The sequence below is a fragment of the Inquilinus sp. 2KB_23 genome (genome assembly GCF_052115705.1).
Lineage (GTDB): Bacteria > Pseudomonadota > Alphaproteobacteria > DSM-16000 > Inquilinaceae > Inquilinus > Inquilinus ginsengisoli_A.
Genome location: NZ_JBFRHF010000024.1, coordinates 110,495 through 131,666, shown reverse-complemented (window position 1 = coordinate 131,666; position 21,172 = coordinate 110,495). Strand labels below are relative to the sequence as shown.

Annotated in this window: 22 protein-coding genes; 10 read left to right on the top strand and 12 right to left on the bottom strand. The window is 69.0% G+C overall.

Annotated features, from left to right (window positions below; genetic code table 11):
* On the top strand, positions 1 to 229 hold a 229-nt coding region (locus tag AB4112_RS26805), incomplete at its 5' end, for a transposase (RefSeq protein ID WP_441724067.1).
* A 104-nt stretch (positions 230 to 333) separates the two neighbouring features.
* Here AB4112_RS26805 and AB4112_RS26800 read toward each other — a convergent pair.
* The 5 genes from AB4112_RS26800 to efeU form a co-directional block, all read right to left on the bottom strand.
* Positions 334 to 987, bottom strand: a complete 654-nt coding sequence (locus AB4112_RS26800; RefSeq protein WP_309802073.1) for a hypothetical protein — start codon at positions 985 to 987, stop codon at positions 334 to 336.
* 293 nt (positions 988 to 1,280) lie between these two features.
* Entirely contained in the window at positions 1,281 to 2,105 is an 825-nt protein-coding gene (gene efeO / locus AB4112_RS26795) for an iron uptake system protein EfeO (RefSeq protein WP_309802074.1), read from the bottom strand.
* Between the two features lie 51 nt (positions 2,106 to 2,156).
* The gene (gene efeB, locus AB4112_RS26790; RefSeq protein ID WP_309802077.1) at positions 2,157 to 3,479 is read right to left on the bottom strand and encodes an iron uptake transporter deferrochelatase/peroxidase subunit; all 1,323 of its coding nucleotides are present in this window, start codon (positions 3,477 to 3,479) and stop codon (positions 2,157 to 2,159) included.
* Between the two features lie 13 nt (positions 3,480 to 3,492).
* The gene (efeO, locus tag AB4112_RS26785) at positions 3,493 to 4,578 is read right to left on the bottom strand and encodes an iron uptake system protein EfeO (protein ID WP_309802078.1); all 1,086 of its coding nucleotides are present in this window, start codon (positions 4,576 to 4,578) and stop codon (positions 3,493 to 3,495) included.
* Between the two features lie 25 nt (positions 4,579 to 4,603).
* Positions 4,604 to 5,434: an iron uptake transporter permease EfeU gene (gene efeU / locus AB4112_RS26780; protein ID WP_309802080.1), complete on the bottom strand. Its 831-nt coding sequence runs from the start codon at positions 5,432 to 5,434 to the stop codon at positions 4,604 to 4,606.
* Positions 5,435 to 5,721: 287 nt separating this feature from the next.
* On the opposite strand from efeU, the gene AB4112_RS26775 reads away from it, so the two are divergent.
* Positions 5,722 to 6,030: a hypothetical protein gene (locus AB4112_RS26775; RefSeq protein WP_441724063.1), complete on the top strand. Its 309-nt coding sequence runs from the start codon at positions 5,722 to 5,724 to the stop codon at positions 6,028 to 6,030.
* On the opposite strand, the gene AB4112_RS26770 is transcribed toward AB4112_RS26775, so the two are convergent.
* Positions 6,027 to 6,278 carry a hypothetical protein gene (locus AB4112_RS26770; RefSeq protein ID WP_309802083.1) on the bottom strand — a complete coding sequence of 84 codons (252 nt, stop codon included), beginning with the start codon at positions 6,276 to 6,278 and terminating at the stop codon, positions 6,027 to 6,029. The genes AB4112_RS26775 and AB4112_RS26770 overlap by 4 nt on opposite strands.
* A gap of 358 nt (positions 6,279 to 6,636) precedes the next feature.
* On the opposite strand from AB4112_RS26770, the gene AB4112_RS26765 reads away from it, so the two are divergent.
* The 3 genes from AB4112_RS26765 (at position 6,637) to AB4112_RS26755 (ending at position 9,016) form a co-directional block, all read left to right on the top strand.
* A complete protein-coding gene (locus tag AB4112_RS26765) occupies positions 6,637 to 7,353 on the top strand; it encodes an amino acid ABC transporter permease (RefSeq protein WP_441724061.1) in 717 nt (238 codons plus the stop codon).
* On the top strand, positions 7,350 to 8,102 hold the full coding sequence (locus AB4112_RS26760; protein ID WP_441724059.1) for an amino acid ABC transporter ATP-binding protein: 753 nt from the start codon (positions 7,350 to 7,352) through the stop codon (positions 8,100 to 8,102). Before AB4112_RS26765 ends, AB4112_RS26760 begins: the two co-directional genes overlap by 4 nt.
* Before the next feature lie 119 nt (positions 8,103 to 8,221).
* Complete coding sequence (locus tag AB4112_RS26755; RefSeq protein WP_441724057.1) at positions 8,222 to 9,016, top strand: transporter substrate-binding domain-containing protein; 795 nt, start codon at positions 8,222 to 8,224, stop codon at positions 9,014 to 9,016.
* Between the two features lie 40 nt (positions 9,017 to 9,056).
* Here the strand turns inward: AB4112_RS26755 and AB4112_RS26750 are convergent, their stop codons facing one another.
* Complete coding sequence (locus AB4112_RS26750) at positions 9,057 to 10,601, bottom strand: acid phosphatase (protein ID WP_441724055.1); 1,545 nt, start codon at positions 10,599 to 10,601, stop codon at positions 9,057 to 9,059.
* A 171-nt stretch (positions 10,602 to 10,772) separates the two neighbouring features.
* On the opposite strand from AB4112_RS26750, the gene AB4112_RS26745 reads away from it, so the two are divergent.
* Both AB4112_RS26745 and AB4112_RS26740 read left to right on the top strand, forming a co-directional pair.
* Complete coding sequence (locus AB4112_RS26745) at positions 10,773 to 12,056, top strand: cytochrome-c peroxidase (protein WP_309802093.1); 1,284 nt, start codon at positions 10,773 to 10,775, stop codon at positions 12,054 to 12,056.
* A 130-nt stretch (positions 12,057 to 12,186) separates the two neighbouring features.
* Positions 12,187 to 12,945, top strand: coding sequence for a DUF2076 domain-containing protein (locus AB4112_RS26740; RefSeq protein WP_441724053.1), 759 nt, complete (start codon positions 12,187 to 12,189; stop codon positions 12,943 to 12,945).
* Positions 12,946 to 12,971: 26 nt separating this feature from the next.
* Here the strand turns inward: AB4112_RS26740 and AB4112_RS26735 are convergent, their stop codons facing one another.
* From AB4112_RS26735 to AB4112_RS26725, 3 genes are all read right to left on the bottom strand, one after another.
* On the bottom strand, positions 12,972 to 14,342 hold the full coding sequence (locus AB4112_RS26735; RefSeq protein WP_441724051.1) for an FAD-binding oxidoreductase: 1,371 nt from the start codon (positions 14,340 to 14,342) through the stop codon (positions 12,972 to 12,974).
* A 144-nt stretch (positions 14,343 to 14,486) separates the two neighbouring features.
* Positions 14,487 to 15,440, bottom strand: a complete 954-nt coding sequence (locus AB4112_RS26730) for an NADP-dependent oxidoreductase (protein ID WP_441724049.1) — start codon at positions 15,438 to 15,440, stop codon at positions 14,487 to 14,489.
* A 158-nt stretch (positions 15,441 to 15,598) separates the two neighbouring features.
* Positions 15,599 to 16,198 carry a peptidoglycan-binding domain-containing protein gene (locus tag AB4112_RS26725; protein WP_441724047.1) on the bottom strand — a complete coding sequence of 200 codons (600 nt, stop codon included), beginning with the start codon at positions 16,196 to 16,198 and terminating at the stop codon, positions 15,599 to 15,601.
* Between the two features lie 128 nt (positions 16,199 to 16,326).
* Between AB4112_RS26725 and AB4112_RS26720 the strand changes: the two genes are divergently transcribed.
* Both AB4112_RS26720 and AB4112_RS26715 read left to right on the top strand, forming a co-directional pair.
* Complete coding sequence (locus AB4112_RS26720) at positions 16,327 to 16,878, top strand: flavin reductase family protein (RefSeq protein WP_441724045.1); 552 nt, start codon at positions 16,327 to 16,329, stop codon at positions 16,876 to 16,878.
* 76 nt (positions 16,879 to 16,954) lie between these two features.
* The gene (locus AB4112_RS26715; protein WP_309802102.1) at positions 16,955 to 17,314 is read left to right on the top strand and encodes a hypothetical protein; all 360 of its coding nucleotides are present in this window, start codon (positions 16,955 to 16,957) and stop codon (positions 17,312 to 17,314) included.
* Positions 17,315 to 17,835: 521 nt separating this feature from the next.
* Here the strand turns inward: AB4112_RS26715 and AB4112_RS26710 are convergent.
* The gene (locus tag AB4112_RS26710; RefSeq protein WP_441724043.1) at positions 17,836 to 18,867 is read right to left on the bottom strand and encodes an aldo/keto reductase; all 1,032 of its coding nucleotides are present in this window, start codon (positions 18,865 to 18,867) and stop codon (positions 17,836 to 17,838) included.
* Between the two features lie 230 nt (positions 18,868 to 19,097).
* A complete protein-coding gene (locus AB4112_RS26705; RefSeq protein WP_309802104.1) occupies positions 19,098 to 20,120 on the bottom strand; it encodes a homoserine dehydrogenase in 1,023 nt (340 codons plus the stop codon).
* A gap of 166 nt (positions 20,121 to 20,286) precedes the next feature.
* On the opposite strand from AB4112_RS26705, the gene AB4112_RS26700 reads away from it, so the two are divergent.
* Positions 20,287 to 21,108, top strand: coding sequence for a class I SAM-dependent methyltransferase (locus AB4112_RS26700; RefSeq protein ID WP_441724041.1), 822 nt, complete (start codon positions 20,287 to 20,289; stop codon positions 21,106 to 21,108).
* Positions 21,109 to 21,172: the final 64 nt, after the last annotated feature.

The following is a 21,172-nucleotide window of genomic DNA, read 5'->3' as shown; positions in this document are numbered from 1 at the left end:
AAGCGGAAACACCAACGCCTACCGCCGCACCAAAGGCGGCAGACCCGAGATCAAACGCGCCCTCTTCATGGCCGCAATGGCCGCCAGCAACCATCACCCCACACTCAGGCCCTTCTTCCTCAAACTCCTCGCCAACGGCAAAAAGAAGCTCGTCGCCCTCACTGCCCTCATGCGCAAGCTCGTCATCATCGCCAACGCAAAACTCAGACAAGAACATCAACTGAGTTGATGACGGCTGGGGAAGGGCGCGAGCGCCTCCGACCTCTCCCGCAAACGGGAGAGGCAACGCGGTCGGCGGGCTTCGATAATGGCTCGACGTTACCCATCACCCGCTCAGCTGCTGTCCGGCGGCGGCAGCCGGGACGGCGGGCGGCTGTCATCCTCCGGCGACTCGGCCCGGCCGTCGCCGGCCTCGGGGTCCGCGGCGACGACGACCGCGCCGGGCGCGCCGGCGTTGTCGTTGGCCTCGTCGTCCCAGCCCCGCGGCAGCCGGGCCGGGTCTGGCCTGCGGCCGAGCCAGCGGCAGACCTCGCGCACGAAGTCCGCGGCGGACAGGGTATCGATCTGGACGTCGAGGATCTCGTCCTCGGCCAGCTTCTCCCGCACCGCGGAGCGCACGCGTTCGAAGTCCTGGGCCTCGTCGGGCGCCGCGGCCGCCTCGATCACGGCCCGGGCGGCCTGCTCCCGCCGCTGTCGGCGGCGCTCGCGCTCCCCGGTCTCCTCGGCCTCGGCCTTGCGGGACAGGTAGTCGGCGCGGATGCGCTCGGTCATGGCGAGCGACAGCCGCATCGAGCGGGAGAGGCGCGACTGCATCAGTGCGTAGTCCGGCGCCTCCGGCCCGGCCAGGATCGCCCCCTGCTGCTGCGCGGTCATCCGCTTGGTGCGGCAGTCGATCTCGACCATCTCGCGCAGCATGTCCAGCGCCCACCCCGTCCATTTCAGGTCGGGATCGGTCGGCGGGATCTCGTCGGGTCGAGCCATATTCATGGAACAGATCATGAACGAGGATCGCGCGTTAACGCAATAGGCAGGTTCGACAGAACACCCCGGATCCGTCATTCCCGCGAAAGCGGGGATCTCCTCACACCCTGACCGAAGAGAGATTCCCGCTTTCGCGGGAATGACGATGGGAAGAGGGGCAGCGGGCAGACCTGAGCCTGGCATCCGCCCAGACGCCGCCATGGCGGCTTCGACCGTGTGGCTGTCCGTGTATCCTTGCTCGATCCGGCTGGTGTTGGGTTCGCTTGCCGCGAACCCAACCTGCGAAACCGTGGGACGCCTCAGCTCAGGCCCAGCGTGCCGCGCAGCTGGGACAGGTCCTCGGCCAAGGTGGTGATCGGGCCCTTCAGCGCGGTGCGGTCGGCGTCGGTCACCTTGTCGTAGGTCTCGAAGCCGCCATCCTTGGTCTTGTACTTCGCCAGGATGGTGTCGACCGTCTTGAAGTTGGCGTCGACCTTGATCAGCAGGGCGTTGTCGCTCTTCTCCAGGATCGGGCGCAGCAGGTCGACGATCTTCTTGGCGCCGTCGACATTGGCCTGGAAGTCGTACAGGTCGGTGTGGCTGTAGCGGTCTTCCTCGCCCGAGATCTTGGTGGCCGCGACCTCCTCGATCAGCGCCGCGGCGCCGCCCACGACCTTGTCCGGCGGCGTGGTCAGCGCCTTGATCCGGCCCTGCAGGTCGATCACGTCGGCCAGCAGCTTGTCGGCGAAGGGCGCCATGCCATCGGTCGACTTCTTCTCGAACAGCCCATACTCGATGCGGTGGAAGCCGGTGAACTCGGGATCCGCCTCGTTCTTGGCATGGTCGTCGGCCCGGGAATCGATGCTGCCGTCGAGGTCGCTGAACAGCTCGGCGATCGGCTCGATCCGCTCGTAGAACACCCGGCTCGGGGCATACAGCGCCTGGGCCTTCTTCAGGTCGCCGGCCTTCACCGCCGCGGTGAATTCGCGGGTGTGCGCGACCAGCTGGTCGACCTCGCCGGTGACGTAGATCTTGTACTTGGCGATCGGCTCGACCAGGTCGAGCGGCGAGGGCGGTGCGGCCATGGCGCCGGCCGCGGCCAGCAGGGCGGCGGTGCTGATGCCGAGAATCAGAATGCGTTTCATATGCAGTCCCCTTGCGTGAAAAACCTTGGCCCCTGGGTGGTCATCCGGCGTTCAGCTCGCGGCCGATTGCAACAGGCCCTGGCCCAGATAGCCGTCCTTGTCCGGAACGCCCGGAAGGGTGAAGAAATAGCCGCCGCCGGTCGGCTTGATGTACTCCTCCAGCGGTTCGCCGTTCAGTCGTTCCTGCACGGCGATGAAGCCTGCCTTCAGGCTGGACTGGAAGCTGATGAACAGCAGCCCCATGTCGAGCTGGCCGGCCTTGGTCACCCCGCGCGAATAGTTGAACGGCCGGCGCAGGATCAGGTTGGCCTCGGTCGCCGCGGTGCGCGGATTGGCCAGCCGGATATGGGCGTCGAGCGGCATCACCTTGCCCTCGGGGTCGCCCGAATAGTCCGGCACGTCGTGCTCCGCCTTCAGGCCCAGCGCCGCGCCGGACGCCTTGTCGCGGCCGATGATGGTCTGCTGCTCCTGCAGCGGGGTGCGGTCCCAGCGCTCGACGAAGTTGCGGATGATGCGCACCACCTGGTAGCTGCCGCCGACCGTCCAGGCCGGCTCGGCCGTGTCGGGCCGGACCCAGACGATCCGGTCCATCGCGGTGCCGTCGGTCGGGTCGAGATTGGCGGTGCCGTCCTTGAAGCCCAGCAGGTTGCGCGCCGTCTCCTTCGGGCCGGTCGTCTTGGTGGCAGCCGGCAGGAAGCCGTCCAGCTTCCAGCGCAGCGCCAGCAGGTCCGGCGTCGCCTTCACCACCGCGCGCAGGGCGTGGATGTTGGCCTCCGGCGTGTTGGCGCAGAACTGCAGCATCAGATCGCCGTGGCAGGTCTCCGGGTCCAGCGCGTCGTTGCTGAAGCGGACCATGGTCGTCAGCTCCAGCGGCTTCACCCCGGCCAGGCCGAAGCGCTGGTCGAACAGCGAGGCGCCGACCGCGACGGTGACGGTCAGGTTGTCGGGCACGATCACCGGGCCCAGCACGCCGGAATCGGGCGGCGGGAATTTCGGGTCGATCTCCGGCGGGGTGCCGCCGGCCATCAGGAAGGCGATGCGCTCGGTCAGGGTGCGGAACATCCGCTCCAGGTCCGCCCGGCTGGTGGCCAGCACGTCGAAGGCGGCGACCAGCCCGGCGGCGGGCACCGGGTTGACGATCCCGGCCTGGTGGGGGCCGTAGAAGGGTTGCACCTGCTCGGCGGCCTCGGCATCGCGACCGGGGGGCTGCTGTTGCGACTGGGCGGCGGCAGGCGCCGCGACGGCGAAGGCGCCCAGCGCGGCGCCGCCGCCGGCCAGGCCCAGGCCGCGCAGCACGCTGCGCCGGCTGGGGGCCGCGGGGCTGTCGGCATCCGCGAGGTCGGGGGTCTTGTCCTGGTGGTCGTTGCTGCTCATGGCGTCGGTCCGGTCAATCCAGTCCCAGGGTGGTGCGCAGTTTCGGCAGGGCGTCGGCCAGCGACGCGACCGGGGCCTGCATCCCGGCGCGGTCGTCCTTGGACAGCGCCAGGCCGGCGGCGGTGAGGTCGCCGTCGATGCGGTCGCTCAGCGCCTTGTCGGCCTTCTGGCTCAGGGGCCGCAGCAGGCCGACGATCTTGGCGGCGCCCTCGACATCCGCCTGGGCCCCAGCGGTGTCGGCATTGCTGTCGGCGGCGAGGCGGGCGATCACCGCGGCGGCGCCCCCGGCCATCTTGTCTGGCGGGATCGACAGGTCGGCGATGCGGGCCTGCAGCGCCTGGACGTCGGCCGCCAGCTTGTCCGCCACCGGGCCCAGCCCTTCGGTCGAATTCTCGGTGAACAGGCCGTATTGCAGCCGGCGGAAGCCGGTGAAGCCGGGGTCCTGCTCCTTCTTCTCGAAATAGTCGGCGCGGCCGTCCAGCGCGGTGTCGAGGTCGCCGAACAGGTCGGCGATCGGCTTGATCCGCTGGTAGTGCACCCAGGCCGGGCCCAGCAGGGCCCGGGCCTGCGTGAGGTCGCCGGCCTTGACCGCGGCGACCAGCGGCGGGGTGGCGGCAGCCAGGTCGGCGGTCTCGGTGGTAACATAGACCTTGTATTCGGCGATCGGCCCGATCAGGTCGATCAGCGACGGCCGCAGCGGCTCGGCCGGGGCGTTCTTGGCCGCGGTCACGGTCAGGGTGCCGCGCGGATTGCTCAACAGGCCGCAGGTGATCTGGTAGGTGCCGGGCTCCAGCCGCGCGGTCAGCGACTGGGTAAAGCCGGGGGCGATGTTCTCACGCTCCTCCACCACCATGACGCCCTGCAGGATCTCCCACTCCAGGGCGCGGTCGCTCTGGTTCAGCACCTGGAAGGTGACACGCCCGGCCTCGACCGTCAGGGCGTTCGGCTCGCAGGTCTTGGCGGTGATGGTCACGGCCGTGCCGCCTGCGGCGGGGCGGGGGGCGCGGTGGAGATAGGCGTAGACGCCCAGCCCGGCGACGGCGACGGCCAGCACGGCGACGACGCCGAGTCCGATCCGGGTGGTGCGCTGCAGCGACATTCGGTGGCGTGCTCCGAAAAGGGGCTCAGGCGTTGGACCGGGCTTCGCGCGGGGCCCGGTGGCCGCCGAGGAACAACGGCAGGGTGATCAAAAGGAAGAGAATGTAGATGGCGACCTCGCCGACGGCCGGCGTGTCCTGGTAGCCGAAGATGCCTGCCAGCACCGACCCGACCGGCCCGTCGATGGGCAGGACGTGGCTGAGGTCGAAGGCCGTCTCCTGCAGCCCGTTCCACAGCCCAGCCTCGTGCAGCGCCCGCAGCGACCCGGCCAGCAGGCCGGCGGCCACCACCAGGATGAACAGGCCGGTCCAGCGGAAGAAGCGCTTCAGGTTCAGCCGCACGCCGCCCCAGTAGATGGCGATGCCGACGGCGACCGCGACTGCGATGCCGGCCAGGGCGCCGACCGGCGCCGCCAGCCCGACATCCTGCTGGAAGGTGGCGAGCAGGAAGAACACCGATTCCAGCCCCTCGCGGGCGACCGCGAAGAACACCATGGCGATCAGTGCCATCCCGGTGCCGTCATGCCCGTCCAGTGCCGCGTCGATCGAATGCTGCAGCTGCGCCTTGATCGACCGGGCGGCCTTGCGCATCCAGAACACCATCGAGGTCAGGATGCCGACCGCGACCAGGCCGACCAGCGCCTCGAACAGCTCCTGCTGGCGCTGCGGGAATTCGGCGCTGACCAGGTCCAGCACGATGCCGACGGCGAGGGAGAGCAGGACGGCGGTGGCGATGCCGATCCAGACCAGCGGCATCCATTGCGACCGGCCGGTCTGGCGGAGATAGCCGGCGATGATGCCGACGATCAGGGCGGCCTCGATGCCCTCCCGCATCATGATCAGGAACGGTACCAACATCCAACGGCCACCCGGTACAGCGTCGCCGGGCGGCGACGGGGCCGGACCATGGGGGCGGTTCGGCCGGATGTCGGTGTCCGGTGGCGCGCGACATGCTGCTCGCGAGTTGCGAGCGGGAATGCGAATCTATCGCAGTTCCTTCTGCGCCCGCCGCGTCCGGTTGTCGAGGCCGCTTCGCTGCGGAATCGGATGAATTTGATGTAATGCCGACCCCTGTGCGCGAAGGACGGTGAGGAACCATCGCGGTCGCGGTGCCGTTGGCCTGGGAAGACAAAGGGAGCTTCCTCATGGCCGACACCGAATCCATCAGCAAGACCGCTGCCGAAGCGGCGAAGGCCGCGAAGATCGAGGCCAAGCGCACCGCCGCCGAGATCGAGGCAGAGGCGGCCGAAGTCGAGGCCGACGGCGCAGTGCGGGACATCGAGGCGGATCTGCGCGCCTTGCGCGAGGACGTTGCCCGCCTGGGCGAGACCGTGGCCGGCATCGCCCAGGCGCGAGCCAACGCGATCGACGCGGCGGTGCATCGCAACCCCTGGTCCGCCGTGGTCGCCGGCATCTGCGTCGGCTTCTGCCTGGGCGTCAGGGCGCGGCTCTAGTCGGGCCCTGATTTGCGGGCGGCGCGGATCTCCTCGATCACCTGATATTGGATGTGCTCGATCCGGTGCCTGATCGCTCGCGTGTCGTCCAGAAGCTTGGCGATCGCGGCGAGGACGAGCGCCGAGACCAGGAGTTGGAGCGCGGGCTCGACACTGTAGCCGCGCGTCACGCCCAGGATCGTCAGGATGATGGCGAGCCCGCCGAGCGCCGCCATCAAGCCGGCGATGATCTTCAGCAGAATGGACATGTTTCCCCTCCCGATGCCCTGCCGGGAGAGGCTAGCGTCTCGAATCGGCCGGGCGCCAGGGGCGGGTGCCTTTCCAGGGGCGGCGGGCGTGGCTGTGACCGCTAGCCGGATGTCGGGTCGGGATGCAGCCGGTTAATACAAAATAAATCGTAAAAATTAAATATGCACGCTTTGCTGTTGCATATCCGGCGGGCGATCGCCACCTCCGGCGCTCGCCCGCTCCGCCGTGTCGCGGGCATCCGATCCCCAGGCGCGGCCCCAAGTTTCGATTGACGGATTTCGTGCAGACGACACCAATCCCAGTCATCCGCCACCCTTTGGGAGCGTGCGGCGGCCCTGCCGTCCGCCCGGTGCGCGCATGAATTCGGTCTTCGACCTCGACTATTTCTTCGCCGCCTTCCCGCAGATCCTGCCCTATCTGCCGGTGACGCTGCTGATCGCCTTCAGCGCCATGGCCTTCGGCCTGGTGATCGGCACCGGCGCGGCGCTGATCCGGATCTACCGCATCCCGGTGCTGCGGCAGCTGGCGACGCTGTACATCTCCTTCATCCGCGGCACGCCGCTCTTGGTGCAGATCTACCTCGCCTATTACGGCATCCCGAAGCTGCTGCAGTACCTCAACGCCCAGATCGGCACTGACATCGACGCCAACCGGGTGCCGGCGCTGGTGTTCGTGATCTTCAGCTGCGCGGTCAATGTCGGCGCCTACCTGTCCGAGGCGATCCGCTCGGCCCTGCTGTCGATCGACCGCGGCCAGGCCGAGGCCGCCTATTCGATCGGCATGACCCCGTTCCAGGCGATGCGCCGCATCATCCTGCCCCAGGCGCTGGCCGTCGCCCTGCCCAATCTCGGCAACAGCTTCATCAGCCTGATCAAGGACACCTCGCTGGCCTTCCTGATCGCGGTGGTCGACATCATGGCGGCGGCCAAGATCGCCGGCGGCCGGTCGCTGCGCTTCTTCGAGCTCTATCTGGCGGTGGCGGTGATCTACTGGGTGGTCTGCATCCTGGTCGAGATCGGCATGCGGCGCTGGGAGGCGTATCTGACGCGCGGCCGGCGGGACATCACCGCATGATTTCGATCCGGGACGTCCGCAAATCCTTCAAGGCCAAGGTGGTGGTCGACGGCATCGACCTCGATGTCGGCCAGGGCGGCATCGTCAGCATCCTCGGCCCCTCCGGCTCGGGCAAGTCGACCTTCCTGCGCTGCCTGAACCGGCTGGAGACGCCGGACGCCGGCAGCATCGACATGGGCGGCGACCGTTACGACCTGCCGCGGCTCGACCGCCGCCGGCTGCAGTCGCTGCGCATGCGCATCGGCATGGTGTTCCAGAACTACAACCTGTTCCGCCACCGCACCGCGATCGAGAACATCCTCGAAGGCCTCCTGGTGGTGAAGCGGCTGAAGCGGGCCGAGGCGCAGGACATCGCCGAGGGCTATCTCGCGCTGATGGGCCTGTCCGACCAGGCGGCTCAGTACCCGTCCTCGCTGTCGGGCGGCCAGCAGCAGCGGGTGGCGATCGCCCGCACCCTGGCGATGCAGCCCGAGCTGATCCTGTTCGACGAGCCGACCAGCGCGCTGGACCCGGAGCACACCGGCGAGGTGCTGGAGGCGATCCGCAAGGCGGCGGGGCAGGGGATTCCCATGATCATCGTCACCCACGAGATGGGCTTCGCCCGCGAGATCTCGAGCCATGTGCTGTTCATCGACGGCGGTAAGGTGATCGAGCAGGGCGACCCCAAGGCGCTGTTCGGCGCGCCCGAGCAGCAGCGGACGCGGGACTTCCTGAAGAACTACCTGCGGTCCTACAGCTTCGATATCTGAGACACGAACACCCCTCTCTTCGTCATCCCCGCGAAAGCGGGGATCTCTCACCGGCGGGAGATTCCCGCTTTCGCGGGAATGACGAGAGGGACAGAGGCAATGGAAGAGCTATGGAGAACATGATGCGACGGTTTCTGGTGAAGGGTGCTGCTGTCATGGCGGGGCTGATGGCGCTGGCCCTGGCGGCCGGGCCGGCCGCCGCGCAGGAGACGGTGCGGGTGGGAACCGAGGGCACCTATGCTCCCTTCACCTACCAGGACGACAGCGGCAAGCTGACCGGCTACGACGTCGAGGTGCTGCGCCTGGTCGAGGCCAAGGTGCCCGACCTCAAGTTCGAATTCGTGCCGCAGCCCTGGGACAGCATGTTCCTCGGCCTGGAGGCCGGCAAGTACGACGTTGTCGCCAACGAGATCTCGAAGACGCCAGAGCGCGAGACCAAGTACCTGTTCTCGGACGTGCCGTACTTCTACAGCGGGTCGGCGATCATCGTGAAGAAGGGTGTCACCGGCATCCACAGCCTGGACGACCTCAAGGGCAAGGTGGTCGGCGCCGGCACCGGCAGCGAGCACACCAAGCTGGTCGAGGACTATCTCGCCGCCCATCCCGGCGCGTTCGAGATCCGCTACTACGACGGCAACGTCACGCCGGTGCTGCTGGACCTCGCCGAAGGCCGCATCGACGCCCATGTCAACGACCCGATCGTGGCCCGCGACCATGCCGAGAAGCTGGGCCTGCCGGTCGAGGCGACCGGCGACCTGCTGACCAAGGTCCCGGCCTATTTCGTGTTCCGCCAGGACGCCAAGGGCCAGGCGCTGAAGGCCAAGATCGACGCCGCGCTGACCGCGCTGAAGGCCGACGGCTCGCTGGCCAAGCTGTCGGTGCAGTGGACCGGCAAGGACTACACCAACGGCTGATAGTGCAGCGGGGGCCGGCCTTGCGGCCGGCCCCCGGATCTCAGTTGGTGGCGAAGTCCAGCGCCGCCGTMAGGTCGCCCAGCGGCGGGTTGCCGTTGGCGGCGATGCCGGCGTCGCGGGCGGCGATGCCGGGCAGCACCGGCAGCTCGAACCGCCGGGTGATGAAGCGCAGGATCGAGGTCGTGTCGTAGGGCGTGTGGTCGACGAAGCCCTTCTTGGCGAAGGGCGAGATGATGATCGCCGGGACGCGCATGCTCGGGCCCCAGCGGTCGCCCTTCGGCGGGGCCACATGGTCCCAGAAGCCGCCATTCTCGTCATAGGTCACCACCACCAGCATGTGCGGCCACTGCGGGCTCTTCTGCAGGTGGTCGATCAGCATGGCGAGGTGCTGGTCGCCGGAGGTGACGTCGGCGTAGCCGGCATGCTCGTTCAGGTTGCCCTGCGGCTTGTAGAAGGTGACCTGCGGCAGCGTGCCGGCGTCGATCGCCTTGACCAGCTCCGCCCCGTCCAGCCCGCCGTCGCGCAGATGCTCGGTCCGGGACGCGGTGCCGGGCGCGAAGGTGATGAAGTAGTTGTAGGGCTGGTGGTGGTACTGGAAGGCCGGGACCGGGGTGGCGTTGCCATGGTCCAGCACCGACTGCCACGCCCCGCTGTACCAGGCCCAGCTGACGCCCTTGGCGCTCAAGAGGTCGCCGATGGTGGTCTGGGTCTGCGGCGGCAGGGTGGTCGGCGCCATCGGGTCGGCATAGGCGGTGTCGCCGCCCGCGGCCGGCTTGTTGGCGCTGGGCTGGTAGGGCGGCTGCATGGTGTTGACGGCGTAGAAATCGGGCGTGAGGTTGCCGTCGGCGACGAATTTCGGGATGCCGTCCATCGCCGATTTCGGAGAGTTCGGGGCCTGGGTCAGCGTCACGCCGTCGGGGTCGACCACGGCGATCGACGGCTTCGCCGCGCTCTTGTCCGCATCGGGATAGCGGGCGACGCAGGCGCAGGCCAGCCAGATGTGGTTCATGAACGAACCGCCGAACACGCCCATGAAGAAATGGTCGGCCAGCGTGTATTGCTGGGCGATCTTCCACATCGCGGTCTTCGACCCGTCGAGGTGGCCCATCACCTCGGCCCCGGCATCGGCATAGGCGACGAACTTGTCGTTCCTGCCGCCGTTGATCTGCATCTGGTTCTGGTAGAAGCGGTGCCACAGGTCATGGGTGACGGTGTTGAGCGACACGTTCAGGCCCTGCGGGTCGTCCATGTCGAACGGGCCGTCCGGCAGGTGCTCGGTCTGGGCCTGGGTCACCGGCGGCGTCACGCCCTTGGCGGTCAGCCCGTCCCACACCGGCGGCAGCTCCTTCAGCGGCGTGCCGTCGCGGTCGAGCTGGACCTTCGACGCGTCGGTGGCGTTGGCCAGCCCCTCGGCGCCTGGAAAGGTGCCGTAGAGGTTGTCGAAGCTGCGGTTCTCGGCATAGAGCACGACCACCGTGTCGATGGCATGCAGGCCGGCGCCCTGGCCGGGATCCGCGGCGAAGCCCGGCGGCGCGAGCAGCCCGGCGGCGCCAGCCGCGACGGCGGAAACGATCAATCTGTTCATGCGGCTTTTCCCCTTGGCTCCCGGCGCACAGGTCCGGTGGCTGTGTCCCCTTCCGCCCGGCATCCGTCGCGCGAAGCCGGCTGTCGCTCAAGTGAAACTTTTTGGGCATAGAAGGGTGGGCGCGGCGCCGGACCCGGCGTCACGTCGCGACGGATCATGGGGTGGCCGGGGATGGCCTTGGGATCGGGTGTCCGCCGACGCCAGTCGGTGTGGGGGCGGACGATGTGGGGCGGGCTGGCGGTCGGCGTGCTGGCCTTCGCGGCGGTGGGGTCGGCCTTGTCCGCTCCACCCAGTTCGGCCTCGGCCGGGATGTCGCGGGCCGAGGTGCGGCGCCAGGTCGAGGGGCTGACGGCGCTGGGCCGGGCGATGTTCCTTGATCCCGCTTTGTCGGCCTCGGGCAAGCTCGCCTGCTCGTCCTGCCACGCCCCGGACCACGGCTTCGGCCCGCCCAACGCGCTGCCGGTGCAGATGGGCGGCGGCGACATGGCCCAGCCCGGCGGGCGGGCGGTGCCGTCACTGACCTATCTGCAGGACGTGCCGCCCTTCACCGAGCATTTCTTCGACTCGGAGGATGATTCCGACGAGAGCGTCGACAACGGCCCCACCGGCGGGCTGACCTGGGATGGCCGGGTCGATCGCGGCGCCGACCAGGCCGCCATCCCGCTGCTCTCCGCCTTCGAGATGGGCAACGCCACGCCGGACGAGGTCGTCACCCATGCCCTGGCGGCGGGCTATGGCGACCCGCTGCGCCGGATCTACGGCGATGCCATCCTGGCCGACCGGCCGGCGCTCTATGCCGGGATCCTGAAGGCGTTCGAGGTCTACGAGCAGGACGCCGCCAGCTTCTACCCCTACACCAGCAAATACGACGCCTTTCTGGCCGGCCAGGCCACGCTGACGCCGCAGGAGGCGCGGGGCCTGGATCTGTTCAACGACCCGGCCAAGGGCAACTGCGCCGAATGCCATATCAGCCAGCGCGGCAATGACGGCACGCCACCGCAATTCACCGACGCCGGCATGATCGCCATCGGCATCCCGCGCAACGCCGAGATCCCGGCCAATGCCGACCCGGCCTATTTCGACCTCGGGGTCTGCGGCCCGCTGCGCACCGACCTGGCCAATCACCCGGAATATTGCGGCCTGTTCCGCACCCCCAGCCTGCGCAACGTCGCGCTGCGCCAGACCTTCTTCCACAACGGCGCGATCCACAGCCTGCGCGAGGCCGTCGCCTTCTACGTCACCCGCGAGACCGATCCCGGCCGCTGGTACCCGCGTAACCCGGACGGCAGCCTGCGCAAATACGACGACCTGCCGCCGCAGTACCAGGCGAACATCAACCTCGACCCGCCCTTCGACCGCCATCCCGGTGACGCGCCGGCGCTGACCGATGCCGAGATCGACGACGTCGTCGCCTTCATGAAGACGCTGACCGACGGCTACGACCCGCATTCCTGACCGGGCCGTCGCACCGGGCGGCGCGGCACGGCGCCGCGCCGCCGATTGCACCGCCCCACCGCCGCGCCCATATCAGCGGCGGAAGGGGGAGGCGCCCGTGACGGAAGCGGGCCCGACCGGAGAATTCAAGATGACACCTCAGGAACGCGACCTTCTGGCCAATCTGGTCGCCCGGTTGAAGCAGGCCCCGGCTGCGGCGAAGGACGAGGAGGCGGAGGCCACCATCCGCGACCTCACCCGCGACCAGCCGGACGCGCCCTACCTGCTGGCCCAGACCGTGCTGATCCAGGACTACGCGCTGCACCAGGCCCAGGCCCGGATCGCGGAGCTGGAGCAGCAGGCGGCCCAGCCGCAGCGCAGTGCTAGCGGCGGCAGCTTCCTCGGCGCCATCTTCGGCACCGGCGCGGCCGCCCGGCCGGCGCCGGCCCAGCAGGCACCGGCTTACCCCCAGGCCCCTCCGGCCTATGCCCAGGCGCAGCCTGCGCCCGGCCCCTGGGGCGGCGGGGCCGCAGGGCCATTCGCCCAGTCCTCCGGCCCGTCCTTCCTGCGCAGCGCCGCCACCACGGCGGCGGGCATCGCCGGCGGTGCCCTGCTGTTCCAGGGCATCGAATCCTTGTTTGGGGGCCATGGCGGCTTTGGCGGCGGGCTGGGTGGGTTCGGCACCGGCTTCACCGGCGCGACGCCCGGCCTGACCGAAACGGTGGTCAACAACTACTATGGCGACGACGCCAACCCCGGCGGGTCGGAGCCGCGCGATGCCGATGCCGCCGTGCCGTCCGACCCCATCGACCCCGGCGTCACCGACGCCGACTACCAGGACGACGGCAGCCAGGACGATTTCGGCGGCGACGATTTCGGCGGCGGTGGCGACGACAGCCTGAGCGCCTGACGCTGCCACCACTGTCCGCCCCAAGGTCAGCGCGGCAGCGCGATCGCCGACGAGAACAAATTGTCGGGATCGTAGCGCCGCTTGATCTGCCGCAGCCGCTCCGCGTTCGGGCCATAGGCCTCAGCGATCTGGTCCTGCGCATCCGGCCCCAGCAGGTTGGCGTAGCCGCCGGGCAGGGCGTGAGGCGCCAGCGCGGCTGACAGGTCGCGTGCCCAGGCCCGGTGGCGGGTGCCGTCGCCGGGGTCCCAAGCCGGGACGATCTCGACCAGGATATGCCGGCGGCGCAGCCCGAAGGCGGTGGCCTCCGCCGCGACCCGGGTTCCGGCTCCATGGAAGTGGTGCAGCACGATGCCCGAATAGGGTGAGGTGGCGTTCGACCCGGCGGCCATGATTGCCGCAATCGCCTCGGCAGAGAGGTCCGGCAGCCAGCGCGTTTCGATGGCGTGGTGGCGCCCGTTGACGACGAACGCGTCCTGGAGATGGGCCTGGTCGATGCAGGTCATCGGCGCGATCTGGTCCAGGATCGGGGTGCCCAGCCCACGCAGCCGGGCGATCGCCTTCTGCCCCTCCGCCGCGGCGCCGCTCCACGCCGGTGCCAGCAGAACGACCGGGCTTCCGTCCGGGGCACTGAACACGCCTGCCGTGATGCTCAGCGCATCGGGCGCGGTGGACATCAGGGCTTCGCAGCCGCGCAGCACGGCCTCGGCCTGCACCCAGGGGAACAGCATCACCCCGGCCAGCATCTCCGGCACCGGATGCAGCCGGATGCGGATGGACGTGACCACGCCGAAATTGCCGCCGCCGCCGCGCAAGGCCCAGAACAGGTCGGGGTTCTGCGCCGGGTCCGCCGTCACCACTCTGCCGTCGGCCAGCACCACCTCGGCGCCCAGCAGATTGTCCGCCGCCAGCCCGAAGCCCGGGGTCAGCGCGCCGTAGCCGCCGCCGATCAGATGGCCGATGGCGCCGACCGCGCCGCAATTTCCGATCACCGGGGCCAGCCCGTGCGGGGCCGCCGCCCCGGCCACCTCGACACCGGTGGCGCTGCCCGAGATCGTGGCGGTGCGCGCCGCCACGTCTACGGTCACCCCGCGCATCGGCGACAGGTCGATCACGGCGCCGCCGTGGCGCAGGGCCCGGCCGGCCCAGTCATGGCCGCCGCCGCGGACGGAGATGGCGACGCCATGGGCCTGGGCGCCGGTCAGCGCCAGCTGCACCTCCGCCGCGCTGCGGCAGGGGATCACCAGCGCAGGATGGTGTTCGACGGCGCCGTTCCAGATGGCGCAGGCTTTGGTGTGGTCGGCGTGGCCGGGTTCGAAGGCCGTGCCCTGGGCCCGCCAGATGAAATCGCGCAGGGCGGCGACACTCTGGGCGGCCGGGGCAGCAGATCGGAACTCCATGATGGACCTCATCGCTGTGGATGCGATGAAGCTCGCTGCGGTGCGCTACGCCCGGATGTCAGATTCCGTGGCGCACCGCTACAGGAGTAACCCTCGCGGTCAGCGGTTCCAGCCGACCGTCGCGTCTCCGCGAGAATTCCGGCCTCAGTCCCCGACCCGCAGCACGATCTTGCGCGGCGGCCGCGGCCGCAGGCCTTCCATCATCTCATGCGCAATGCGGGCCTCGGCCAGCGGCAGCACCGGGCCCACCGCGGTCTGCAGGCGCCCGGCCTCGATCCGCCCGGTGATGCGGTCTAGATCCGCCGTGTTCACCCGCACCAGCATGAAGTCTGCGCGGATTCCGGCCTGCCGGGCCCGGTCGGCATCCGGCTGCGCCACGATCGAGACCAGCGCCCCGCCGGGCTTCAGCACGGCGAAGGACCGGTCCAGCGTGTCGCCGCCGACCGTGTCGATGACGATGTCGACCGGCCCGGCCGCCTTCTCGAAGCGCTCGGCCCGGTGGTCGATGACCTGGTCGGCGCCCAGCGCCCGGACATGGTCGAGGTCGCCGGCGCCCGCGGTGGCGACGACCCGCACGCCAGGCTGCCGCGCCAGCTGCACCGCATAGGCGCCGACCGCGCCGGCGCCGCCATGGATCAGCACGCTCTTGCCTGCGGCGAGGCCGGCCTGCTCCAGCGCCTGCCAGGCGGTGACGGCGACGACCGGGACCGAGGCCGCCTCGATCCAGCCCAGGCCGCGCGGCTTGCGGGCGATCATCCCGGCCTCGGCGGCCGCGAATTCGGCATAGGCGCCGCAGAAGCGCGGATTGGTCACGCCATAGACCTCGTCGCCCGCGGCGAAGCCGGCGATGCCGGGGCCGACAGCCTCGACCGTGCCGGCGAGGTCGGATCCGAGGGTCAGGGGCAGGGGCTGCGGCAGCACGCTCTTGCCGGCCCGGATCCAGCCGTCCCAGGGGCCCACGCCGGCCGCGTGGACCCGCACCAGGACCTCGCCGGCGCCGGGCACGGGCCGGGGCACGTCCTCGACCCGGATCGCCTCGGGCGGGCCGAAGGCATGGACACGGGCGGCCTTCATCATCGGCTGGGGATGGTCGGTCATCGGGGGCTCCTCGGCGCGGACGCGGATGGCCAGTCTGTTATAGGCGCTGATCGGGCCGATCGCGATGGTCCGGCGGTCGGGCCGTGCCCCGGCTCACCATCTAAGATGATGTTGCTAGGCCTCGCTATATGGGGCGCCGGCCTGAAGTGAACATGCGCCTATTTCTTGTCGTCGCTGGGGGTATACCATCGGCGCATCTCGCAAGAGTTTTCCGCGAGTGGGTAGTCATCCTTGTCGATAAAAGGGAAGGCCATATACTTGTCTCCGATAGCGAGTAGAGCTGCCATAAAGTATTGCCTTCCAACGTATGCGCCATATCGATTCTTCGCGTTCACGGTCCCGCAGATGGCAGTCCCCGTCGCTCCATACTTGTCGGGATAATGGTATGCGCGTTCGTACTCGTAGACGGCTGAATAGGGATCGATCAGCTCTTTCCCAATCGCTTCCTGGACTCCGTCCTTCATGGGCTCGGTGATCTCGATATCGCGCTTCTGGGCTTCGGCACGCTCCCAGCTTACGAGCTTGTCGATGGTGGGCTGATCACGTTCGCCGGTGACGGGAAGGCCACGATCCTTCTGGTAAGCCCGGAGGGCGCGGCGCGTGCTGGAGCCAAAGGCGCCGTCGATTCTACCTGGATCGAAGCCGAGCACGTAAAGCTGCATTTGAAGCCCAACCGCATTGCCGGCCACAGCGGTGCCGTGCATGGAGGCAAAGAGAATCGAGCTGCAAAGCACGGCCATTGAGACAATGCGCTTCAAAATATCCTCCCCCCAATAATGTGAGAAGCCTGAGACCCGCGTTGGCGGGCGTCAAGATGGGCTTGGGTGCTATCGGCGGCCCCTTGCGGGTATCCTCGGCGCAGGAAGGGCCACCGCGCGAGGAACCGATGAAGCAGATGCCCGCATCCAAGGCCTATCGCCTGCTCGAGGCCGGCCCGATCGTGCTGGTGACGACGGCGCAGGACGGCCGGCCGAACATCATGACCATGGGCTTCCATATGGTGGTGCAGCACGACCCGCCGCTGATCGGCTGCGTCATCGGCCCGTGGGACCACAGCCACGCGGCGCTGCGCGCGACCGGCGAATGCGTGATCGCGATCCCGACGGTCGACCTCGCGCGCAAAGTGGTCGACATCGGCAACTGCTCCGGCGCGGAGGTCGACAAATTCGCCAAATTCCGGCTGACGCCGAAGCCGGCGAAGGAGGTCGGGGCACCGCTGATCGCCGAATGCCTGGCCAACATCGAATGCCGCGTCGCCGACACCACCCTGGCCGACCGCTACAACCTGTTCGTGCTGCAGGCGGTGCGGATCTGGACCGATCCGGAGCGGAAGGAGCGGCGGACGCTGCACCACAATGGCGACGGCACCTTCACGGTCGACGGCCGGACCATCGACCTGAAGCAGCGCATGGTGCTGTGGAAGCAGTTCCAGGATTGAGGCGCCGGCCGGCACGCCCTTGCGGCGCCCGTCCCGTGGTGCCATTTCGGAAGGACCTCACATCCGGACCGCCGCCATGACCCCCAACGATCGCGACGACGAACTGCGCTACTCGATGAAGCAGCTCGAGCTCTGGCTGGCCCGCTGGCGGGACGGGCAGGCGCCGGTCGGCCGGCAGCTGTGGCTGCTGAAGAGCGCGGTGGCAGAACTGCACATCGACGAGGGCGAGGCCTATGAGCCGAGCGAGCCGTCCACCCACAGCGACGTCGCCAACATGCTGGTGGCGATCGACCCCGAGCAGCCGTTGCTGCCCGAGGGCGAAGAGATGCCGGAGACCAGCTACACGCTGGCGGAATTCGAGCGCGACATGGAGATGCTGCGGTCGAAGTTCGACTACCTCAGCTGGCATGGCGGCCGGCCGATGGGCAGGGCGTAGGGGCACTGTCGGCCGTACTCGACGCACCGGCGGCGATGGCGAGCGGATCGCGCGATATGTCCCCGGGGGTTTAATTCCCGGCCGACGTTCCTATATCTGCGAGGTCGACCAAGATCCGTTCGGCCAGCTCTCCATGCTCGTGATCGAGCGCCGAGCCCAGGTTTCCGCACTCTTCGAAGTTTGATCGCCGCGTCTGACGCGGCGCGTCCGTCATCCGCGCGGCGACTCTGTCGTTCGCATTGCTGATGACGATTCCCCATCACGCCGCGCGGCTTTGCTGCCGCGGCCTACGGACAATGACCATGCATATGATCTCAGACCCGAACACTGCGGGGCAGCGGCGCCTGCCCGCCAACCTGATCAACCAGAACCCGGCGCGCAGATCCGATCCCGATTGGCGACCGGAGCCCTGCGGGCTCACCCGCGAGGAGCTGCGAAAGATCACAGCCGACCTGATCGGGTGAGCCGCGATTCCGCGCACCGGATTCCGGTGCGCTAAGAATAGGGCAGGGGCCCCGGGCTCAGCGGCCGCCCTCGATCCTGCGGTTGCGCTGGCGGATGCCGCCGGTGCCGTAGGGATACTCCGCCATCTCCGGCTTGCTCACCGCGGTGAGGGTGGCGATGGCCTCGTCGCTCAGCACCAGCTTCGCCGCGCCGAGATTGTCGGCCAGCTGGTCCCGCCGCCGGGCGCCCAGGATGACCGAGGTGACCGCCGGTTGCGCCGCGACCCAGGCCAGCGCGACCTGTGCCATGGTCGCCCCCTGCGCCTTGGCGATGTCCTCGACCGTGCCGATCACGTCCCAGGTGATCGACCGGGCGTTGCGGGCCTCGAACGCCTCCATGCCGCGCGTGGGATTTTCGCCCAGGCGGGTGGCGCCGGTCGGCTTCTGGTCGCGCTTGTACTTGCCCGACAGCCATCCGCCGCCCAGCGGCGACCACGGCAGCAGCCCGATGCCGGCGTCCAGCGCCGCCGGCACGATCTCGTGCTCGATGTCGCGGACCAGCAGATTGTACTGCGGCTGCAGCGTTACCGGCGGCGCGTAGCCATTGGCCTTGGCCAGCCACACCGCCTTGGTCAGCTGCCAGCCGAGGAAGTTGGAGAAGCCGTAATAGGCGATCTTGCCGTTGCGGACCGAATCGTCGAGGAAGCGCAGCGTCTCTTCCAGCGGCGTCAGCGCGTCCCAGGCGTGCATCTGGTAGAGGTCGACCTGCTCGACGCCCAGGCGCCGAAGCGAGGCGTCGAGCGCCGCCCCGAGATGCTTGCGCGACAGGCCCAAATCGTTGGGCCCGGCGCCCATCGGGAAGCGGCCCTTGGTGGCGATCACCAGGTCCTTGGCGATGCCCGGCTTGGCCTTGAGCCAGCGGCCGACGATCTCCTCGGATGCGCCGATGCTGTAGACGTCGGCGGTGTCGATGAAATTGCCGCCGGCCTCGACATAGTCGTCCATCAGGGCGAACGAGGTGGCCTCGTCGGACTCGGCCCCGAAGGTCATGGTTCCCAGGCAATAGGCCGAGACGACGGCGCCGCTGTTGCCGAGCTTGCGATAATCCATGGTCAGGCTCCCGTCAGGAATGTCGAAACCGGGCCGATGGCCCGAATTGAGGCCGGCGCGATATCTCGAAGGCCGTCGACGGCTGCCGGGGCATCGGCCGATCGTCGGTTTCTGGGTGGGGCGGGTGATCCCATGGACAATGGAACGACGATTCCCGTCGCTCCAATAGATTGTGCAGATCCGATTGATCTGCTTTTGCGCATAATGCGAACCCGGGGTGCCGGCGGCGGTCAGGCCCTCCCCGGGGCGGTGAAGATATGGACCGCGTCGCGCAGCATCGAGGCCGCCGTCGGCGTGGGCTCGCGCTCCCACAGCTTGTGATAGTTGATGCCGTAGATGTCCGTGTGCATCTCGACCCCCATCTCCCAGCCTTTGCACTGGGCCAGGAAGTCGGCGTCCGGCAGCACCATGGGCGCCACGGCATAGCGCCCGGCCTCGGCGCTCGCGACCAGCTTGATGACATGCCCGCGCGCCGCCTCGGCCGCGATCATCTCCGGCGTGACCCCGGCGATGCCGGTGACCGCGATATCCCTCAGCGAGATGTCGGCGCCGAGCAGGCTGTTCACGATGATCAGCAGCTTGTTGGCGGTGTCCCAGCCGTCGACGTCGAGGGATGGGTCGGCCTCGGCGATGCCGCGCCTTTGGGCCTCGGCCAGCGCCTCATGATAGGACACGCCCGCGGCCATCTCATCGAGGATGAAATTGCTGGTGGCATTGAACACGCCGCGCAGCCGCAGGATGTCGCCCGCGATCATGTCGCGCCGCCCGATGTTCAGCACGGGAAGCCCACCGCAGACCGTCGCGCTGTATTTCAGGCCCGCCCCGGTTTGTGCGGCCATGGCGTGCAACTCGCGAAACGCCAGCACCACCGGGCCCTTGTTGGCCAGCACGACGGAGACGCCCTGCTGCAGCGCCGCCCGCGTCAGCGCCAGCCCCGGGCCTCCGGTCCGCAGATCGACCGGCGACGCCTCGAACACCAGGGCGATGCCTTCGGAGGTCAGCAGGCTCTCGACCGGGATCGCCCCACGATAACCGGCAAAGTCCCTGGTCGTGGCGCCGGCTGCTTTGCGGGCGACGACCTCGGCGGGATCGAAGCCGGCCGGGTCGACCGCGACGCCGCGGCTGTCGGCGATCAGCACGATGCGGAAGCCGATGCCGTGGTCTCGCTGCAGCCGGTCGGCCTTGTTCGCGAGAATCGTCAGCAGGTTCCGGTTGACGTTGCCCAGGCCCATCAGCGCTGCATTGACCAGCATTTCTCTTCCCCGTTGTGCGGCATCGCCGGGCTCCCTGGCCCTGGATCTGGCCCATGAATCACAAAATCCCCCTGCGCGTCACGCACGGCGGTCCGCCGTCATCCCGGGAGGTTGCCACCCATCCGGCCGGCGCCTAGGCTCGGCCATGACGGTTGAGCGAGGCTCCATGAGCGGCAACGACCAGGGCGGCGCGTCCTCCGCGACCACGGGGATGGCCAGGCAGTACGGCGACAGCCGGAAGCTCGCGGCGCGGGCGCGCCTGCACCGGGAATACACGGTGGCCGAGATCCCCTGGTTCCCGTGGGTGGCGCGGCAATTGCCGCTCGAGGCCGGCGATCATGTGCTCGACATCGGCTGCGGCCCAGGCTGGTTCTGGGCCTCGGTGGCGGACATGCTGCCGGACCGGCTCGCCCTGACGTTGGCCGACCAGTCGCCGGGCATGGTCGAGGAGGCGACGGGCCGGTGCCGGCCGCTGCCGTTCGGCTCGGTCGCGGGCCGGCAGGCGGACGCTGCGGCCTTGCCCTTCGATGACGGCAGCTTCGACGCGGTCGTCGCGATGCACATGCTGTATCACGTGGCCGACCCGGCCGCCGGCATCGCCGAGATGGCCCGCGTGCTCAAGCCCGGGGGCGTCCTGGCGGTCACCACCAACGGCGCCGGCAACATGCGCGAGCTCTACGCGCTGACCACCGTGTTCGGCGGCGCCCCGTCCGAGCCGGTGGCTGCGATCTTCGGCTTCGACAGGGCCGAGCCATTGATGCGGTCGCAGTTCGGCAATGTGGCCCGGGCCGTCCATCCCGCGAGCCTCCGGATCACCGATCCCGAGGACGTGTTCCTGGCTCTGACGTCCTTTCCGCCGGGCGAGACCGCCAGCGAGGCTCAGCAGGAGGCCTTCCGCGAGGCCATCGACCGGGCCTTCGAGGAGGCCGGCGGAGTGCTGGGCGTGCAGACGGAGATGGGGCTGTTCCTCAGCCGCAAAAGGCCCTGACCGGGGCGGGCACGTTGCGGGCTTGCCCGTGCGCCGATCTGCGGTCCGTGCCGGAGGCCGCAGG

What these genes read in the sequence shown, in the direction of transcription:
- AB4112_RS26745 (WP_309802093.1), top strand. Translation starts at nt 10,773, where the DNA reads ATGGCCTTGGGATCGGGTGTCCGCCGACGCCAGTCGGTGTGGGGGCGG.
- AB4112_RS26800 (WP_309802073.1), bottom strand. Translation starts at nt 987, where the DNA reads ATGAATATGGCTCGACCCGACGAGATCCCGCCGACCGATCCCGACCTG.
- AB4112_RS26710 (WP_441724043.1), bottom strand. Translation starts at nt 18,867, where the DNA reads ATGGATTATCGCAAGCTCGGCAACAGCGGCGCCGTCGTCTCGGCCTAT.
- AB4112_RS26755 (WP_441724057.1), top strand. Translation starts at nt 8,222, where the DNA reads ATGATGCGACGGTTTCTGGTGAAGGGTGCTGCTGTCATGGCGGGGCTG.
- AB4112_RS26765 (WP_441724061.1), top strand. Translation starts at nt 6,637, where the DNA reads ATGAATTCGGTCTTCGACCTCGACTATTTCTTCGCCGCCTTCCCGCAG.
- AB4112_RS26770 (WP_309802083.1), bottom strand. Translation starts at nt 6,278, where the DNA reads ATGTCCATTCTGCTGAAGATCATCGCCGGCTTGATGGCGGCGCTCGGC.
- AB4112_RS26720 (WP_441724045.1), top strand. Translation starts at nt 16,327, where the DNA reads ATGAAGCAGATGCCCGCATCCAAGGCCTATCGCCTGCTCGAGGCCGGC.
- AB4112_RS26730 (WP_441724049.1), bottom strand. Translation starts at nt 15,440, where the DNA reads ATGACCGACCATCCCCAGCCGATGATGAAGGCCGCCCGTGTCCATGCC.
- efeB (WP_309802077.1), bottom strand. Translation starts at nt 3,479, where the DNA reads ATGAGCAGCAACGACCACCAGGACAAGACCCCCGACCTCGCGGATGCC.
- AB4112_RS26700 (WP_441724041.1), top strand. Translation starts at nt 20,287, where the DNA reads ATGAGCGGCAACGACCAGGGCGGCGCGTCCTCCGCGACCACGGGGATG.
- efeU (WP_309802080.1), bottom strand. Translation starts at nt 5,434, where the DNA reads ATGTTGGTACCGTTCCTGATCATGATGCGGGAGGGCATCGAGGCCGCC.
- AB4112_RS26735 (WP_441724051.1), bottom strand. Translation starts at nt 14,342, where the DNA reads ATGGAGTTCCGATCTGCTGCCCCGGCCGCCCAGAGTGTCGCCGCCCTG.
- AB4112_RS26705 (WP_309802104.1), bottom strand. Translation starts at nt 20,120, where the DNA reads ATGCTGGTCAATGCAGCGCTGATGGGCCTGGGCAACGTCAACCGGAAC.
- AB4112_RS26740 (WP_441724053.1), top strand. Translation starts at nt 12,187, where the DNA reads ATGACACCTCAGGAACGCGACCTTCTGGCCAATCTGGTCGCCCGGTTG.
- AB4112_RS26760 (WP_441724059.1), top strand. Translation starts at nt 7,350, where the DNA reads ATGATTTCGATCCGGGACGTCCGCAAATCCTTCAAGGCCAAGGTGGTG.
- AB4112_RS26715 (WP_309802102.1), top strand. Translation starts at nt 16,955, where the DNA reads ATGACCCCCAACGATCGCGACGACGAACTGCGCTACTCGATGAAGCAG.
- AB4112_RS26775 (WP_441724063.1), top strand. Translation starts at nt 5,722, where the DNA reads ATGGCCGACACCGAATCCATCAGCAAGACCGCTGCCGAAGCGGCGAAG.
- efeO (WP_309802074.1), bottom strand. Translation starts at nt 2,105, where the DNA reads ATGAAACGCATTCTGATTCTCGGCATCAGCACCGCCGCCCTGCTGGCC.
- efeO (WP_309802078.1), bottom strand. Translation starts at nt 4,578, where the DNA reads ATGTCGCTGCAGCGCACCACCCGGATCGGACTCGGCGTCGTCGCCGTG.